15 protein-coding genes are annotated in these 15,639 nt (G+C 72.1%); 9 read left to right on the top strand and 6 right to left on the bottom strand.

Features of this window, described 5'->3' with window-relative positions:
• Window positions 1-205: 205 nt before the first annotated feature.
• The 3 genes from ACIQU6_RS37355 to ACIQU6_RS37345 form a co-directional block, all read right to left on the bottom strand.
• Window positions 206-973, bottom strand: coding sequence for a serine hydrolase (locus tag ACIQU6_RS37355; protein WP_403486187.1), 768 nt, complete (start codon window positions 971-973; stop codon window positions 206-208).
• Between the two features lie 413 nt (window positions 974-1,386).
• On the bottom strand, window positions 1,387-1,809 hold the full coding sequence (locus ACIQU6_RS37350) for a secondary thiamine-phosphate synthase enzyme YjbQ (protein ID WP_403486186.1): 423 nt from the start codon (window positions 1,807-1,809) through the stop codon (window positions 1,387-1,389).
• Between the two features lie 113 nt (window positions 1,810-1,922).
• Window positions 1,923-2,132 carry a hypothetical protein gene (locus tag ACIQU6_RS37345; protein WP_403486185.1) on the bottom strand — a complete coding sequence of 70 codons (210 nt, stop codon included), beginning with the start codon at window positions 2,130-2,132 and terminating at the stop codon, window positions 1,923-1,925.
• A 303-nt stretch (window positions 2,133-2,435) separates the two neighbouring features.
• On the opposite strand from ACIQU6_RS37345, the gene ACIQU6_RS37340 reads away from it, so the two are divergent.
• The 6 genes from ACIQU6_RS37340 to ACIQU6_RS37315 all read left to right on the top strand — a co-directional run bounded on the left by ACIQU6_RS37340 (window position 2,436) and on the right by ACIQU6_RS37315 (window position 8,408).
• Window positions 2,436-2,531 (top strand): putative leader peptide, encoded by a 96-nt coding sequence (locus ACIQU6_RS37340; RefSeq protein ID WP_403486184.1) that lies wholly within the window; start codon window positions 2,436-2,438, stop codon window positions 2,529-2,531.
• 324 nt (window positions 2,532-2,855) lie between these two features.
• Complete coding sequence (locus ACIQU6_RS37335) at window positions 2,856-3,731, top strand: ABC transporter permease (RefSeq protein ID WP_403486183.1); 876 nt, start codon at window positions 2,856-2,858, stop codon at window positions 3,729-3,731.
• Window positions 3,704-4,663 carry an ABC transporter ATP-binding protein gene (locus tag ACIQU6_RS37330; protein ID WP_403486182.1) on the top strand — a complete coding sequence of 320 codons (960 nt, stop codon included), beginning with the start codon at window positions 3,704-3,706 and terminating at the stop codon, window positions 4,661-4,663. Before ACIQU6_RS37335 ends, ACIQU6_RS37330 begins: the two co-directional genes overlap by 28 nt.
• Window positions 4,664-4,764: 101 nt before the next feature.
• Window positions 4,765-5,907 carry an ABC transporter substrate-binding protein gene (locus tag ACIQU6_RS37325; RefSeq protein WP_403486181.1) on the top strand — a complete coding sequence of 381 codons (1,143 nt, stop codon included), beginning with the start codon at window positions 4,765-4,767 and terminating at the stop codon, window positions 5,905-5,907.
• A 1-nt stretch (window position 5,908) separates the two neighbouring features.
• The gene (locus ACIQU6_RS37320; protein WP_403486180.1) at window positions 5,909-7,114 is read left to right on the top strand and encodes an LLM class flavin-dependent oxidoreductase; all 1,206 of its coding nucleotides are present in this window, start codon (window positions 5,909-5,911) and stop codon (window positions 7,112-7,114) included.
• 67 nt (window positions 7,115-7,181) lie between these two features.
• The gene (locus tag ACIQU6_RS37315; protein WP_403486179.1) at window positions 7,182-8,408 is read left to right on the top strand and encodes an NAD(P)-binding domain-containing protein; all 1,227 of its coding nucleotides are present in this window, start codon (window positions 7,182-7,184) and stop codon (window positions 8,406-8,408) included.
• Here the strand turns inward: ACIQU6_RS37315 and ACIQU6_RS37310 are convergent.
• From ACIQU6_RS37310 to ACIQU6_RS37300, 3 genes are all read right to left on the bottom strand, one after another.
• The gene (locus tag ACIQU6_RS37310) at window positions 8,336-9,508 is read right to left on the bottom strand and encodes an adenosine deaminase (protein WP_403486178.1); all 1,173 of its coding nucleotides are present in this window, start codon (window positions 9,506-9,508) and stop codon (window positions 8,336-8,338) included. The genes ACIQU6_RS37315 and ACIQU6_RS37310 overlap by 73 nt on opposite strands.
• Before the next feature lie 90 nt (window positions 9,509-9,598).
• Window positions 9,599-10,345, bottom strand: coding sequence for a GntR family transcriptional regulator (locus ACIQU6_RS37305; protein WP_403486177.1), 747 nt, complete (start codon window positions 10,343-10,345; stop codon window positions 9,599-9,601).
• A gap of 537 nt (window positions 10,346-10,882) precedes the next feature.
• Window positions 10,883-12,193, bottom strand: a complete 1,311-nt coding sequence (locus ACIQU6_RS37300; RefSeq protein ID WP_403486176.1) for an MFS transporter — start codon at window positions 12,191-12,193, stop codon at window positions 10,883-10,885.
• Between the two features lie 266 nt (window positions 12,194-12,459).
• On the opposite strand from ACIQU6_RS37300, the gene ACIQU6_RS37295 reads away from it, so the two are divergent.
• From ACIQU6_RS37295 to ACIQU6_RS37285, 3 genes are read left to right on the top strand one after another with little or no spacing between them, the layout of a single operon-like run.
• Window positions 12,460-13,242, top strand: a complete 783-nt coding sequence (locus ACIQU6_RS37295) for a (Fe-S)-binding protein (RefSeq protein WP_403486175.1) — start codon at window positions 12,460-12,462, stop codon at window positions 13,240-13,242.
• The gene (locus ACIQU6_RS37290; RefSeq protein ID WP_403486174.1) at window positions 13,239-14,732 is read left to right on the top strand and encodes a lactate utilization protein B; all 1,494 of its coding nucleotides are present in this window, start codon (window positions 13,239-13,241) and stop codon (window positions 14,730-14,732) included. The genes ACIQU6_RS37295 and ACIQU6_RS37290 overlap by 4 nt, the downstream gene beginning before the upstream one ends.
• Entirely contained in the window at window positions 14,729-15,394 is a 666-nt protein-coding gene (locus tag ACIQU6_RS37285; RefSeq protein WP_403486173.1) for a lactate utilization protein C, read from the top strand. The genes ACIQU6_RS37290 and ACIQU6_RS37285 overlap by 4 nt, the downstream gene beginning before the upstream one ends.
• Window positions 15,395-15,639: the final 245 nt, after the last annotated feature.

Below are 15,639 nucleotides of genomic sequence, written 5' to 3'. Positions count from 1 at the left end.
CAACCGCCCAAGAAAACCGCCCGCGACGGTCCGGCGACAACCACCGTCGATCACAACTGCCAGGATGTCGGCCCCGACCAGCATTTTCACATCCTCCAGCACGGTCGGGGCCTTCTCCGTTTACGCGTCGGAATTCCCTAAAGCCCACCTAAGCCAGATCCGGAAATCCAAGCAAATTCCCTGCCAAGGACCAGTCATGGCACACTTACCGGCCACTCTCAGGGACGCGCGAACCGTCGGAAGTGGTGGGCAAAGACCGGCTGCGCAGGGAGTGGCCCGCACTTGCGGGGGTCTTGTTGACATCCGCGTGGATCCTACGCGCGAGGCCCTCTATCACCCCCACACCGGCGGACATGCTGGCATGGTCCGAGGTCAGGACGACAAGGCCGTAGTCGTAGTCGCCTCCGGTGAATGCGCCAACGCTGTGCACCCGCCAGCCGCCACCGGTGCGCTGTAGCCAGCCGTTCTTCACATGGACCCGCGCCCCGCTCGGCGCGCCGGCCGGAACGCCCCAACGCTGAGCGGGAATCACCTGGTTCATCAGATCCAGCGCGAAGGCCCGAGAGTCATCTTCAAGGACGGAATTCGTGGCAGTGAACAGCTCCATCAGCGTGAGCTGGTCGGCGGCATTGATCTGGGTCAGCCCCCAGTAGCCGTCGGGATCGGGAACGGTGTGCCGCATCCCTGCCAGGCGCAGGAACTCCTTGATACGGGTGAGGCCGAGCTGCTTCCACAAAGCGGTGGTGGAGTCGTTGTCCGACGCCGTGATCATTTTCGTGGCAAGGGTCCGCTCGGCTTCGCGCAATGCACGGTGCTCGTCCTGGACCTGGCGCAGCAGCGCGCCCAGCACGATGGTCTTGACGACACTGGCCGAGTCGTGTTGCCGGTCGGCGTCGAACGTGCAACTGGTCTTGGTGGTGCGGTCGTACAAGGCGACCGAGGTGTGCCCCTTGGCGTCGGGGGAATTCACCACGGCGCTGATGTCCTCGGCGAGTTGGTCAGCGAGACCGGGCTTCGCGGACGTGCATAAAACCCGGGGCGTCGCCGCCCCGTTCCCGGAGACCGGGGCCGCGCTCGCCGGCCCGGCGGCCACGGTGACCGACGAGAACACTCCAACGAGAGCCGTCACCGCCAACGACCGGCGCACGCCACCGACAGGGACACATATCCGAGAGGACAAGAGGGGCATTCCTTCGTTCTTTCGCTGTTCATCATGACGCGGGGCCCGCCAACTTCCGTAGCCGGCAGGCCCCTTCGATCGAAAGTCGTGATCATCGGGCACGCGACGCGATCGCCCGTACCACCCATCACGACGCGAACGTACCGGTCTCAGTTCCGCACGCGAACGATGCGAAGAATGCGCGACCATCCCAGGATGCTCTCGGCTCACCCCACGAAGCTCAACCGCACCCGGCGGTGGGGGTTGTCGACGTTGGTGTCGACCAGGCAGATCGATTGCCAAGTGCCCAGGGCCAGATGGCCGGCGAGGACCGGGAGGGTGGCGTGGGGTGGGACGAGGGCGGGGAGGACGTGGTCGCGGCCGTGGCCGGGGGTGCCGTGGCGGTGTTGCCAGCGGTCGTCGGCCGGGAGGAGGGCGTGGAGGGCGGACAGGAGGTCCTCGTCGCTGCCGGCGCCGGTTTCCAGGAGGGCCACGCCCATGGTGGCGTGCGGGGTGAAGACGTTGAGCAGGCCGTCCCGTCCGTGGGCGGCGTCCCGCAGGAAGGACTCACACTCGCGGGTCAGGTCGTAGACGGTTTCCCGTGAGCCGGTTCGGATGTCGAGCTCGCGCGTCGTGAAGTTCTCGGGCATGGGGCGATCTTCTCAAGATTCCCGAAAGGGGCGCGACGGGTGTTGGGGCATACGACAACGTCGGCCTTCAGGACCGCTGACGGGTGCTGAAGGCCGACGCGTGGTGGTGTGTCTCAGCCGCCGATCGGGCCCAGCGGGATGTCCTGGACGGAGATGCTGACGGACTTTATGGAGCCGCCGGTCAGGACGGGCACGCCGTTGGGGCCCGGGGCGAACTTGGCGGTCAGGCCGTCCAGCGAACCGCTGACGGAGAGACCACCCGCGACGTTGTCGAGGTCGTCGTCGGCGATTTCGCGGGTCTCAATGCCGGGGGTGTTGCTCATGGTGGCGAGCATCCTCTTCCTGTGGTGACGAAGAGCACCGCGCAGGGCGCGCGGTGCGACAGGAGCCCCTTGAATGACCCCCGTCATGGTCCAGATTGCACTGTCACGGGGGGCCTGGGGCGCGAATCGCCAGTCTCTTCACTCGCCGTGCACACCGGGGCCTTAAGCGGAAGAGGCGCGTCACGAGGGGGAGTTGACCGTGGGGAGGGGCGGGCAACGGGCCTGCAATGCCGTGGAAACAAAGGTCCAGCAGGCGAGACGGGGGTTTGACCCTGCTTCGCGGACCGGGCTACGTTCGTCGACATGTTGACGTCAGCCCTGCTCACCACGCGCGGTCACATCGACCTGCTGCGGGTGGCGTCCGCCGCGTGTCGTCACCGCGGCCGCTGTTGTTGCTGACGTTCGTTTCTCAGCGGAGTTCCTGTCGGTGGGATTCCTGACATCGGAGTCCCTGTCGTTGGGATTCCTGTCGTTGGGGTTCCTGACGTTGGGGTTCCTGCCGTGGGATTCCTGTCGTTGGGGTTCCTGTCGTGGGGTTCCCGTCGTTGGGGTTCCCGTCAGGCCGCGTTCCGTTGGGTTGATTCCCCCTGGGGGTCCTCCCGTTGGGGTTCTTTCGTTTGGTGTCGGGTGCGTTGGTGCCGAGCGCGATGGCCGCGTGGGGGGTGCGGAGTCGCGGCACGGTGCGGCGCGGGACCGGCGCCCGGGTGAGTGGGTGGGTTGTCGATGAGCGGTGATGGGCAGGTCGCCGTGGTCAGGCGGGTTCCGGTCGGGGTGCCGGGGGCGGCGGGCGGTGTCGTCGAGTTGTCCCGGGTGGTGCCGGTGTCCGCGCGGCGGTGGCGGGTGCCACGGTGGGTCCGACGGGCCGTGGGACCGGTCGGACTGGTCGCGTTGTGGCAGGCGTTGAGCTCCGGAGGGGTGCTGCCGGCCGACATGTTGGCGTCACCGGTGGACATCGCGCGGACGGCCGGCGGGATGGTTGCGGACGGGACGCTGCCGTCGGCGATGGTCGTGTCGCTCCAACGGGTCGTCGTGGGGCTGGTGTTGGGCGGGGTCGCCGGGGTCGCGTTGGCGTTGGTGTCGGGGCTGTCGCGGCTGGGCGAGGACCTGGTCGACGCGACGGTGCAGATGCTGCGGTCGATCCCGTGGGTGGGGGTGATTCCGCTCTTCATCATCTGGCTGGGGATCGGAGAGGCCCCGAAGATCGCGTTGATCTCGGTCGGGGTGGCGTTCCATCTGTATCTGAACGTGTACGCCGGAATCCGGGGCGTGGACGCGCAGTTGGTGGAGGCCGGGACCTCGCTGGGGCTGGGTCGGTGGGGGCTGGTCCGGCACGTGGTGCTGCCCGGGGCGTTGCCGGGCGCGATGACCGGGTTGCGGTACTCGTTGGCGACCGCCTGGCTGGCGCTGGTCTTCGGCGAGCAGGTCAACGCCGACGACGGGCTGGGTTTTCTGATGAACCAGGCACGGGAGTTCTTCCGCACCGACGTGATCGTGGTCTGCCTGGTGGTCTACGCGGTCCTCGGGCTGCTGGCCGATTTCCTTGTCCGCACCCTCGAAAGGCTGTTGTTGCAGTGGCGACCGACGTTCACGGGGCAGTGAGTCCCCGTCTCCCCGACACCCCCAGCACCCCCGACACCTCCGACACCTCCGACACCCCCGGCAACCCCGGCAACCCCGCCACCCGTACCGAGGAGCATGCGGGGTCGCGTGACCTCGCCGTCCAAGTGCAGGGATTGGTCAGGGAGTTCGGCCGGCGGCGGGTGGTCGACGGACTGGGGTTGGAGATCGGCGCCGGCGAGTTCGTGGCGTTGTTGGGGCGCAGCGGGTGCGGGAAGTCGACGTTGTTGCGGGTGTTGGCCGGGTTGGACCGGGAGATCGGGGGCGAGGTGCTGGTTCCGCGACGCCGGGCGGTGGCGTTCCAGGCACCGCGGTTGATGCCGTGGAAACGGGTCTGGCGGAACGTGCTGCTGGGTTTGCCGGGGCGACCCCAACGGGCGGATGCAGTAAGGGCGTTGGAGGAGGTCGGGCTCGGACACCGGGCGGATGCCTGGCCGAAGACGCTCTCCGGTGGCGAGGCGCAACGGGCCTCGCTGGCACGGGCGTTGGTGCGCGATCCCGATCTGTTGCTGCTCGACGAGCCGTTCGGGGCGCTCGACGCGCTGACCCGGATCAGGGCGCAGCGACTGGTGGCCGAGCTGTGGCGGGAGCGGGGCTGCGCGGTGCTGCTGGTCACCCACGACGTGGAGGAGGCGCTCCTGTTGGCCGATCGCGTGCTGGTGATGGAGGAGGGCCGGATCGCTTACGAGACGGAGGTGTCGCTGCCCCGGGCGCGGGAGGTCACCGACCCGCGGTTCGCGGAGCTGCGCGCCCGGCTGCTCGGCCGGCTGGGCGTGGCGGACGAGGACGAGGACGACGGGCCAAGCGCGTCGCCGACGCCGGCGGAGAGCGCGGCCGCGGACGGGGGTCGCGCGGACCACGGGAGTCGCGGGAGCGAGCGGTCGCCTGAGCCCGCATGCCACTCAGCGGCATGAGCCTGGCCTCGACCGCGAGCGTCGACACGGTCACCCACTCCCCCCATCCCCCTTGCACGGAACGGCAGAACGGACCCACACCCATGAAGCCTGCACCGACCATGACACCTGCACCGACGAGCCGACGATCGGGAAGACGAACGGGAAGACAGGCGAACGGACAGGCGACCAGAGCGACGACCGGACAGGCAGCGGGCCGTCGACGACGGGCCCTCCCCCTCGCCCTGGCCATCCTCCCCCTCGCCCTGTCGCTGGGTGCCTGTGGGGGCGCCTCGCGCGCCGACGGGGCCGGTGGTGGGGGCGGCGGACACACCGACGGCAAGGGGGCGCTGACCCTCAACGTCGGTGATCAGAAGGGGGGTTCGGAGGCGATGCTGCGGGCCGCGGGCGAGCTGGCCGACCTGCCCTACAAGATCAAGTGGTCGACGTTCACCTCGGGGCCCCCGCTGCTGGAGGCGATCAACGCCGGCGCGGTGGACGTCGGGGCGGTCGGCAACACCCCGCCGGTCTTCGCGGGCGCGGCGCACTCGAAGATCAAGGTGGTCGCCGGGACGCACAGCCGGTCGGACGGCGAGGCGATCCTGGTGAAGAAGGGTTCGCCGCTGACCTCTCCGGCGCAGTTGAAGGGGAAGTCGATCGCGGTGTCGCAGGGCAGTTCCGCGCACCTCCAGTTGGTCTCGTCGCTGGAGCGGGTGGGATTGTCCCCCAAGGACGTCACGCTCAACTACCTCCAGCCGGCGGACGCGTTGGCCGCGTTCACCCGGGGGAAGGTCGATGCCTGGGCGGTGTGGGACCCGTACACCTCGCAGGCGCTGGACCAGGCGGACGCGCGGGTCCTGACGAGCGGTCAGGGGCTGGTGAACGGGTTGGGTTTCCAGGTCGCGGCGCCCGCCGCGCTGGACGACAAGGCGAAGGCGGCGGCGCTGAAGGACTACACGGCGCGGCTGCGGCGGGCCCAGGACTGGGTGTTCAGGCACCCGTCGGCCTGGGCGAAGGCGTGGGCGAAGGCGACCGGGCTGCCGGAGAAGGTGGCGCTGGACGCGGTCCGGCGCACCCGGGCGACGGCGGTTCCGGTCGCCGTGGACAAGGGGGCCGTCGCCTCCGAGCAGCGCATCGTCGACACCTTCGCGCAGTTGAAGCTGATCCCGCGCGCTTTCGACTTCGGGGAGTTGGTCGACCCCCGGTTCAACGGCGGTCTGCCGCCTTCGGATACGGCGCCGCGTAGCTATGGAAAGGCCCAGTGATATGTCCGTACACCTGCATTGGTTCCTGCCGACCGGCGGCGACGGGCGGACGCTCGTCGACCGGCACGCGTACACCGACGGGGGCATCCGGCGGGACCGGATCACCCCGGTGAGCGGGGTGCGCGCCCCGGACGTGGAGTATCTGGCACAGATCGCCAAGGCCGCCGAGCAGTTGGGGTTCGAGGCGGTGCTCACCCCGACCGGGACGTGGTGCGAGGACGCCTGGTTGACGACGATGGCGCTGTCCCAGGTCACCGAGCGGCTGAAGTTCCTGGTGGCGTTCCGGCCGGGGGTGATCTCGCCGGTGCTGGCCGCGCAGATGGCGGCCACGTTCCAACGGGCCTCCCGGGGGCGGCTGCTGCTGAACGTGGTGACGGGCGGGGACTCCACCGAGCAGAGGCGGTTCGGGGACCGTCTCGACCACGATCAACGGTATGCCAGGACGGACGAGTTCCTCCAGGTCGTGCGGGGGGTGTGGGGCGGGGCGCCGTTCGACTTCCGGGGCGAGCACTACCAGGTCGAGGGCGGGCTGACGGCGCTGCCGCCGGACCCGCTGCCGGAGATCTTCTTCGGCGGGTCCTCGCCGGCGGCCGGGCCGGTGGCCGCACGGAACGTCGACGTCTATCTGACCTGGGGCGAACCGCCGGAGCAGGTGCGGCAGAAGGTCGAGTGGATCCGCGGCTTGGCGGAGCAGGAGGGGCGGTCGGTCCGGTTCGGGATCCGGCTGCACACCCTCGCACGGGACTCGTCGAAGGAGGCGTGGGCGACGGCGAACCGGCTGCTGGACGATCTCGATCCGGAGACCATCGCGGCCGCCCAACAGGCCCTGGGCAAGAGCGAGTCGGTGGGGCAGCAGCGGATGCTGGCGCTGCACGGTGGCTCGCGGGACGAGCTGGAGATCTCGCCGAACCTGTGGGCGGGGGTGGGGCTGGTGCGCGGTGGCGCCGGCACCGCGCTGGTCGGCAGTCACGCCGAGGTGGCGGACCGGATCGAGGAGTACCACGCGCTGGGCATCGACCACTTCGTGCTGTCCGGGTACCCGCACCTGGAGGAGGCGTACTGGTTCGGGGAGGGGGTCCGGCCGGAACTCGCCGCGCGCGGGCTGTTGGAGGCCGGGCCGTCGCCGCTCGCCGGGGTGCCGGCGGCGAACGGGCGGCCGGCGTCGGCCCCGGGTGGCGCTCCGTTGCTGGTGTCGGGCGGGCGCTGACCGGGCGCCCGCGCGAGCGGTGGGGTCGGGCGGGAAGATCCCGGCCCCGTCGCGAGTTGGTGGAAACATGAACCACATCGGGGTGCGCGAGGTCGAGGTCGTGGTGATCGGCGCCGGGCAGGCGGGGCTGGCGGCCGCCTTCCACCTGCGGCGCAGCGGCTACCGCCCGGACCGGGACTTCGTGGTGCTCGACCACTCCCCCCGGCCGGGCGGCGCCTGGCAGTTCCGGTGGCCCACCCTCACCTACGACAAGGTGCACGGCATGCACGCGCTGCCCGGCATGGCGCTGACCGACGCCGATCCGGCGCGGCCGTCGGCCGAGGTGGTCGGCGGGTACTTCGCGGAGTACGAGCGGCGCTTCGGGCTGCGGGTGCACCGGCCGGTGAGCGTCACCGCGGTGCGGGACGCCGGCGGCGGTCGGCTGCGGGTGGAGACCTCGCGCGGGACGTACGCGACGCGGGCCGTGATCAATGCGACCGGGACCTGGGACCGGCCGTTCTGGCCGCGGTTCCCGGGCCAGGAGGGCTTCCGCGGGCGGCAGTTGCACAGCGCGCGGTACCGCGGGCCGGAGGAGTTCCGCGGCGCCCGGGTGGTGGTGATCGGGGGCGGCACCTCCGCCGTCCAGCAGTTGATCGAGATCGCGCCGGTCGCGGCGGCGACGACCTGGGTGACCCGGCGGGAGCCGGTGTTCCGCAGCGGGCCGTTCGGGCCGGACGAGGGGCGGGCCGCGGTGGCGCTGGTCGAGGAGCGGGTCCGACAGGGGCTGCCGCCGCGCAGCGTGGTGAGCGTGACCGGGCTGGCGATGACCGAGACGGTCCGGCGGGCCCGCGAGAGCGGCGTGCTGGACCGGCTGCCGCTCTTCGCACGGATCACCCCCGACGGGGTGGCCTGGGACGACGGCCGCACCGTCGAAGCCGACGCGCTGCTCTACGCGACCGGCTTCCGGGCCGCCGTCGACCACCTGGCACCGCTGCGGCTGCGCGAGGCGGGCGGCGGCATCCGGATGGCCGGGACGCGGGCGGAGCGCGACCCCCGGGTGCACCTCGTCGGCTACGGGCCCTCGGCCAGCACCGTCGGCGCCAACCGGGCGGGGCGGGCCGCGGTCCGGGAGATCCGGCGGCTGCTGGCGGGGACGGCGACCGTGCCGCCGGGGCCCGGGCAGGGGAGTCGGGGCCCGGAGGACCCCGGCCCGGCCCGCGCGCTTCCCGGAGGCGGTGTCGACTACGCGGCCGGGGCGGCGGCCGGCTCCCCCACCGGGACGCGGCTGAGCTCGGCCGCCCGCAGCTTGGCGTAGCCGGGGCGGATCACCTCGTTGATCAGGGCGGTGCGCTCGTCGAAGGGGAGGAACGCGGCCTTGGCGGCGTTGAGCGTGAACTCCTCCAGTTCGGCGGCGCGGTAGCCGAAGGTCTCCTGCAGGTGCTGGAACTCCCGCGTCATGGTGGTGCCGCTGACCAGCCGGTTGTCGGTGTTGAGGCAGACCCGGAAGCCGAGTCGGCGGAGCAGGTCGATGGGGTGCTCGGGGTAGCTGGTGGCGGCGCCGGTCTGGAGGTTGGAGGTCGGGCAGACCTCCAGGGCGATCCGCTGGTCGCGGACATAGGAGGCGAGGCGTCCGAGGGTGACGTTGCCGGCGGCGTCGATCGCGATGTCGTCGGTGATCCGGACCCCGTGGCCGATGCGGTGGGCGCCGCAGCGCAGCACGGCCTCGCGGATGGACTCCGCGCCGACCGCCTCGCCGGCGTGGACGGTCACCCGGGCACCCTGGCTGCGGAGGTAGTCGAAGGCGTCGGCGTGCCGGGCGGCGGGGTTGCCGATCTCGCCGCCGGCGATGTCGAAGCCGGCCACCCCGCGGTCGCGGTGGGCGACGGCGAGTTCGGCGATCTCCCGCGCGCGGTCGGCGTGCCGCATGGCGCACAGCAGGGTGCCGACGCGGATCCGACGGCCGGTCGCCGCGGCGCGCCGCTCGCCCTCGCGCAAGCCGGCGTTGACCGCCTCGACGACCTCGTCAAGGGTCAGGCCGCCGGTGAGGTGCTGCTCGGGGGCGTACCGGACTTCGGCGTAGACCACGCCGTCGGCGGCCAGGTCCTCGGCGCACTCCGCCGCGATCCGGTACAGCGCCTCGGCGGTCTGCATCACGGCGCAGGTGTGCGCGAACGTCTCCAAGTACCGCTCCACGGAACCGGAGTCGGCGGCGTCCCGGAACCAGGCCGCCAGCTCGGCCGGATCGGTGGTCGGCAGCGCCCGGTAGCCGAGGGCACCGGCCAACTCGATGATCGTCTCCGGACGCAGGCCACCGTCGAGGTGATCGTGGAGCAGCACCTTGGGGGCGCGGCGGATCTGCTCCGGGGCGAGCACATCGGCGGACTGCGGGGCAAGCAACTTGTCAGACAACGTCATGGGGCGCGAGTATGACACGTCCCGCCGCCACCGGGCGACCGGGTGTCGGCGACTGGACGGGGCGGGGCGCGCGGCGGGTGTTCCGGGGCGTCAGCGCGCCTGCCACACCGGGAGCGCGGGGGCGCCCGGCGGCACCATGTGCTTGGCGGCCAGCAGCGGGGTGCGGTCGAGCCGTACGACCTGGGTGACCAGGACGCCGGGGGTGTCCGCGGGGCGGCCCAACTGGGCGCCGCGCTGCCGGCCGAGGGTGGTGGCCACGATGGTGCTGCCGCCGGTCAGCGGCAGCCCCCGCCCGGCGGCCAGCAGCAGCCGCAGCATCGACGAGGTCCGCCCGTCGGGCCCGTCGAACGCCGCGACGGCGTCCGGCAGCAGCTCCGCGACGGTCTCGTCCGCGGCCCACTCCTGGGTCAGGCAGGCCGGCACGCCGTCGACCTCGATCACGCTCTCCCAGAAGCGCACCTCGCCGTGGGCCGGCAGGACCAGGTGCTGGGTGGAGAAGTCGGTGGGCTCCTCGCGGGTCCGGGCCAGCGGCACGGTCGCGGTCTGCCGCCCCTCGCCCAGCAGTTGCTCCACCGGCTTGAGGAACTCGAAGCCGCGCGGCGGCAGATGGCGGCTGACCGTGCGGCCCACCCCGCGCCGCACCGTGATCACACCGTCCTCCTGGAGCAGGATCAGCGCCTCGCGCAACGCGGGCCGGCCGACGCCCAGTTCGGCGGCGAGCCGGGGCTCGGTGGGCAGGGTGGAGCCGAGCGGGTAGGTGCCGGCGCGGATGGCCTCGACCATCCGCTCGTAGAGCGCGACGACGGGCCGTCGCCGCTGGGGTTGTCCGGCAGCCATATCCCTCTCCCGAATCCGTGGTCGGACCGGCCCGCGGGCCGTCCGTGTGCGCCGCGCCGCACGGTTGCGGCCCGTGCCGCGGGAGGAGTTTCCCATCGATCGGCGCCCTGGTGACGCCCCGCCAGCCTCGTGCGCGCGGCTCCGCGCAACGCTTCTTGTCTGACAAGGATGCCCAAGCTCGCGGATTATGCAGCGTTACCCGTCGTACGTACGAACACTAAATCCCATGTTCGCCAGAAAGTGTGATCGAGCCCGAAATGGCTTTCCTGCGGGCTTCGCGACGGGTGATGCTTACGGGGCGCAAGCGACGGGCTGCAGACCGTAGGCGGCGCCTCCGGTCGACATCCCTTGCTGGGCCGGAGAGTTGGTCCCACACCACACTTCATGAGGAGACACAGCCAGATGAACATCGTCACCAACCTGCTTGCCGGCATCCTGCACTTCGTGGGTTGGCTCGTCTGACGGATTGGCAGCACGACAGGGCGCCGCTCCTCCACGTCCCGGGAGGAGCGGCGCCTTCCGCGTGTGACGGCCCCTTCAGCGCTCCAGCGGCCGCCGCGCGGTCTCCGGGAGCGTCAGGTAGACGACGAAGGACACCAGGCAGAGCGCGGAGACGTACCAGGGGAAGAGGTCCGGGTGGCCGGCCTGCTTGAACCACGTGCCGACGTAGGGGGCGGTGCCGCCGAAGAGGGCGACGGTGACGGAGTACGGGAAGCCGATGCCGGCGGCGCGCACCCGGGCCGGGAAGATCTCGGCGTTTACCGCGGCGGCGATCGAGGTGTAGCCGGTGAGCAGCACCATGCCGACGCACTGCACCAGCAGCAGGGAGCCGAACGCGTCGGTGACCAGGTGGAGCAGCGGCACCGCCAGCACGGCGAAGCCCAGCCCGAAGGTAAGCAGCAGCGGCTTGCGTCCGATGCGGTCCGAGAGCAGGCCGCCGAGCGGTTGCAGCACCGCGAAGAAGGCCAGCGACAGGGTGCCGGCCAGGAGCGCGTCGCCCTTGTCGAAACCGGCGTTGACCTGGGCGTAGGTGGGCAGGTAGGTGGTCCAGGTGTAGTACGCGAGGGTGCTGCCGGCGGTGATGCCGCAGATGAGGAGCGACTGCCGCGGGTAGCGGCGCAGGGCCTCGAAGAGGCCGGGGCGGGCGGCCGGTTCCCCGTCCCGGGCGGAGACGAGGGTCTCCTGGGCGCCGCGCCGGATCCACAGGCCGAGCAGGCTCAGCAGGGCGCCGCCGAGGAAGGCGACCCGCCAGCCCCACCGGCCCATCTGGTCCTCGGTGAGCAGCGCGGCGAGCAGCGCCCCGACGCCGGAGGCGAGCAGTTGGCCGATGGTGGTGGAGATGTACTGGAAGCTGGAGAACAGGCCGCGCCGGCCCGGCCCGGCGGACTCGACCAGGAACGTGGTGGAGGCCGCGAACTCGCCGCCCACCGACAGCCCTTGGACCAGCCGCGCGAGGACCAGCACGATCGGGGCGAGCAGTCCGGTCGCCGCGTAGGTGGGGGTGAGCGCGACCAGCAGGCTGCCGCCGCCCATCAGCAGGATGGTGAGGGTCAGGGCGGTGCGCCGGCCGCGTCGGTCGGCGACCGCGCCCATCAGCAGCCCGCCGACCGGGCGCATGAAGAAGCCGACGGCGAAGACCGCGAAGGTGGACAGCAGCGGCACCAGGGAGTTGCCGGCGTCCTTGGGGAAGACCTGGTCGGCGAAGTAGACCGCCAGGAAGGAGTAGGCGTACCAGTCGTACCACTCCACGGCGTTGCCGATGGAGGCGGCGGCCAACTGCCGGGTGCGCGACGGCGGACGGGCACCGCCGGGCGCCCGGTCCTCGGCTATGGGCTGTGCGTTCGACATGGTCCGTGAACCCCCGGTTCTTCTCCTCGGCCTGCTGCTGGGGCAGGATGGCCCGAAAGGTGATCATGTACCGGTGAGGCGGGTGTACGCCAGGGGTGCGGCGGTGGCGTCGCGTCCGTCATGCCGTGGCAAGGCGCCGGCAACGGTGCGGCAATGCGGCGGCAACACCCGGCCCGCACCGCCCCCGGGTCGGTGGCCCGCCCGCCGCGGCCCGGTACCGGCCGACCGCCGGCGGGAGCGCCGGGAGGAGAGCGAGGAGGCACACCGTGCGGGTAGCACTGTTCGTCACCTGCATCAACGACACGCTCCGACCACGGACCGGGCAGGCGGTGGTGACCCTGCTGGAGCGGCTGGGCGTCGAGGTCGACTTCCCCGATGCGCAGAGCTGTTGCGGCCAGCCGCAGTTCAACACCGGCTACCGGCACGCCACCGAGCCGCTGGTGCGCCGCTTCGACCGGGCGTTCGCGGAGTACGAGTACGTGGTGACCCCGTCCGGTTCCTGTGCGGCGATGGTGCGGGACAACTACCCGCGGATCGCGGCGCGGGCCGCGGCGGAGGGGCGCGGCCCGGAGCTGGCCGGGGCCGCGGCGCGGGCGGTGCCCAAGACGTACGAGCTGACGGAGTTCCTGGTGGACGTGCTGGGGGTGACCGACGTCGGCGCGTACTACCCGCACACCGTCACCTACCACCCGACCTGCCACGGGCTGCGGTTGCTGGGTCTCGGTGACCGGCCGCGGCGGCTGCTGGAGCGGGTGCGGGGGCTGACGCTCAAGGAGTTGCCGGGCGCCGAGGAGTGCTGCGGGTTCGGCGGGACGTTCGCGGTGAAGAACCCGGCGGTGTCGGCCGCGATGGGCGCCGACAAGGTCCGGGCGGTCACCGGGACCGGCGCGGAGGCGGTGTGCACCGTCGACAACTCCTGCCTGCTGCACATCGGGGGCATGCTCACCCGGCAGGGGGCACCGGTCCGCCCGGTGCACCTGGCGGAGATCCTGGCCAGTACGGAGGCCGACACCCAGCGCGGCGGGGCCGTGAAGGAGGGGGTCCGATGAGCCGCAGCTTCCTCGGCATGCCGGCGTTCCCGCGGGCCGCGGCGGTCTCCACCCGGGACACCCGGCTGCGGGCCAACCTCACCCACGCCACCCACACCATCCGCGACAAACGGGCCGGTGCGGTGGCCGAGTTGGACGACTGGGCGCAGTTGCGGGCCGCGGGCGCCGCGATCAAGGACCGCACGCTCCGCCATCTCGACCACTACCTGGAGCGGTTGGAGGAGGCGGTGACGGCCGCCGGCGGCCGGGTGCACTGGGCGGCGGACGCCGACGAGGCCAACCGGATCGTCACCCGGCTGGTCCGGGAGACCGGCGAGCGCGAGGTCGTCAAGGTCAAGTCGATGGCGACGCAGGAGATCGGGCTCAACGAGGCGCTGGCGCAGGCGGGCATCCGGGCCTACGAGACGGATCTGGCGGAGCTGATCGTGCAGCTCGGCGACGACCTGCCGTCGCACATCCTGGTGCCGGCGATCCACCGCAACCGCGGGGAGATCCGCGACATCTTCCGCCGGGAGATGGGACGTTGGGGCCGCCCGGCGCCCGAGGGACTGTCCGACTCCCCCGCCGAGCTGGCGGAGGCGGCCCGGCTGCATCTGCGGGAGAAGTTCCTGACCGCGAAGGTGGGGATCTCCGGCGCCAACTTCATGGTCGCCGAGAGCGGCACGCTGGTGGTCGTGGAGTCCGAGGGCAACGGCCGGATGTGCCTGACCCTGCCGGAGACCCTGATCTCCGTCGTCGGCATCGAGAAGGTGGTGCCGACCTGGCAGGACCTGGAGGTCTTCCTCCAGGTCCTGCCCCGCTCCTCGACGGCCGAGCGGATGAACCCGTACACCACCACCTGGACCGGGACCACCGACGGCGACGGGCCGCGGACCTTCCACCTCGTGCTGCTCGACAACGGCCGGACCGACACCCTGGCGGACACCGTGGGCCGGCAGGCGCTGCGCTGCATCCGCTGCTCGGCCTGCCTGAACGTCTGCCCGGTCTACGAGCGAGCCGGCGGACACGCGTACGGGTCGCCCTACCCCGGGCCGATCGGGGCCATCCTCACCCCCCAACTGCGCGGCATCTCAGGCCCGTTGGAACAGTCACTGCCGTACGCGTCGTCGCTGTGCGGGGCGTGCTACGAGGTGTGTCCGGTGGCCATCGACATCCCCGAGGTGCTGGTACATCTGCGGGAGCGGGTGGTGGAGGGCGGTCCGGTCACCCGGCGCGGGGCGCGGGTCGTCCTCAAGCCGGCGAAGGGGCACGCCGCGGAGCGGGCCGCGATGCGGGCCGCGGCCTGGGCGTTCGACCATCCGGGGGCGCTGCGCGGCGGGATGCGGTGGGCCGCGCGGACCCGGCGGCTGCATCCCGATCGGCTGCCGGGCCCGGGCCGGGCCTGGTCCGACACCCGCGCGCTGCCGGCGGTGCCCGCCGAGTCGTTCCGCGACTGGTGGCAGCGCACCCGGGGCGGGGCCGACGGGTCGAGGCGAGGAGGTGCCAAGTGAGCAGCAGGGACGTGGTGTTGGCGCGGGTACGGCGGGCGCTGGCCGATGTGCCGCGGGGCGAGGGGCCCTACGATCCGCCGGTCCCCCGTGACTACCACCGGGTGCACGGGGCGCGGACGACCGAGCAGACCGTGGAACTGCTCGCGGAGCACCTGGCGGACTACCGGGCGGTGGTGCACCGCTGCTCCGCCGACGACCTGCCGGCGCTGATCGGCCGGCTGTTGGCGGAGCGCGGGGCGCGGACGGTGGTGGTGCCGCCGGGGCTGGACCCGCGGTGGCTGTCCGCCACCGAGGCGACCCGGGTCCCGGACCGGGCCACGGACACCGCGGGCGAACTGGACGCCGTGGACAGCGTGGTGACCGGCTGCGCGCTGGCCGTCGCGGAGACCGGCACGCTGGTACTGGACGGCGGTCCGGACCAGGGCCGGCGCCGGATCACCCTCGTCCCGGACCACCACGTCTGCGTGGTGCGCGTGCCGGACCAGGTGGTCGGGTCGGTCCCGGAAGCACTGCCGCGGCTCTCCCCGGAACGCCCGCTGACCTGGATCTCCGGGCCGTCCGCCACCAGCGACATCGAACTGGACCGGGTGGAGGGGGTGCACGGTCCACGAACGCTGGAGGTGATCCTCGTCCCGAAAGACCGTGGGCCTGCGGCCGGCTGAGCCCCACGTTGTCGGCTTTCCCGCCATGCGCTGCGCGGGCCTGCCGCCCACGTCGTCGGCTTTCCCGCCATGCGCTGCGCGGGCCTGCCGCCCACGTCGTCGGCTTTCCCGCCATGCGCTGCGCGGGGCTGTCGGGTGCGGTGACGGGTCTCCGGGGGTGGTAGGCCAGACTGCTTCGCTTTACGTCTGGCCTACCACCCCCCGAGACCCCCCCCCACCCCGGGTGGGGGGGGAAATAAACCAGC

The sequence above is a fragment of the Streptomyces sp. NPDC090442 genome (assembly GCF_044769405.1).
Lineage (GTDB): Bacteria > Actinomycetota > Actinomycetes > Streptomycetales > Streptomycetaceae > Streptomyces.
Note: the sequence above shows the minus strand (reverse complement) of the source record. Positions and strands in the feature narration are given on the sequence as shown.

Excerpts from the sequence above, each read along its gene's own strand:
- ACIQU6_RS37350 (WP_403486186.1), bottom strand. The coding sequence starts at position 1,809 with ATGCCCGAGAACTTCACGACGCGCGAGCTCGACATCCGAACCGGCTCA.
- ACIQU6_RS37345 (WP_403486185.1), bottom strand. The coding sequence starts at position 2,132 with ATGAGCAACACCCCCGGCATTGAGACCCGCGAAATCGCCGACGACGAC.
- ACIQU6_RS37340 (WP_403486184.1), top strand. The coding sequence starts at position 2,436 with ATGTTGACGTCAGCCCTGCTCACCACGCGCGGTCACATCGACCTGCTG.
- ACIQU6_RS37335 (WP_403486183.1), top strand. The coding sequence starts at position 2,856 with ATGAGCGGTGATGGGCAGGTCGCCGTGGTCAGGCGGGTTCCGGTCGGG.
- ACIQU6_RS37325 (WP_403486181.1), top strand. The coding sequence starts at position 4,765 with ATGACACCTGCACCGACGAGCCGACGATCGGGAAGACGAACGGGAAGA.
- ACIQU6_RS37320 (WP_403486180.1), top strand. The coding sequence starts at position 5,909 with ATGTCCGTACACCTGCATTGGTTCCTGCCGACCGGCGGCGACGGGCGG.
- ACIQU6_RS37315 (WP_403486179.1), top strand. The coding sequence starts at position 7,182 with ATGAACCACATCGGGGTGCGCGAGGTCGAGGTCGTGGTGATCGGCGCC.
- ACIQU6_RS37310 (WP_403486178.1), bottom strand. The coding sequence starts at position 9,508 with ATGACGTTGTCTGACAAGTTGCTTGCCCCGCAGTCCGCCGATGTGCTC.
- ACIQU6_RS37305 (WP_403486177.1), bottom strand. The coding sequence starts at position 10,345 with ATGGCTGCCGGACAACCCCAGCGGCGACGGCCCGTCGTCGCGCTCTAC.
- ACIQU6_RS37300 (WP_403486176.1), bottom strand. The coding sequence starts at position 12,193 with ATGTCGAACGCACAGCCCATAGCCGAGGACCGGGCGCCCGGCGGTGCC.
- ACIQU6_RS37290 (WP_403486174.1), top strand. The coding sequence starts at position 13,239 with ATGAGCCGCAGCTTCCTCGGCATGCCGGCGTTCCCGCGGGCCGCGGCG.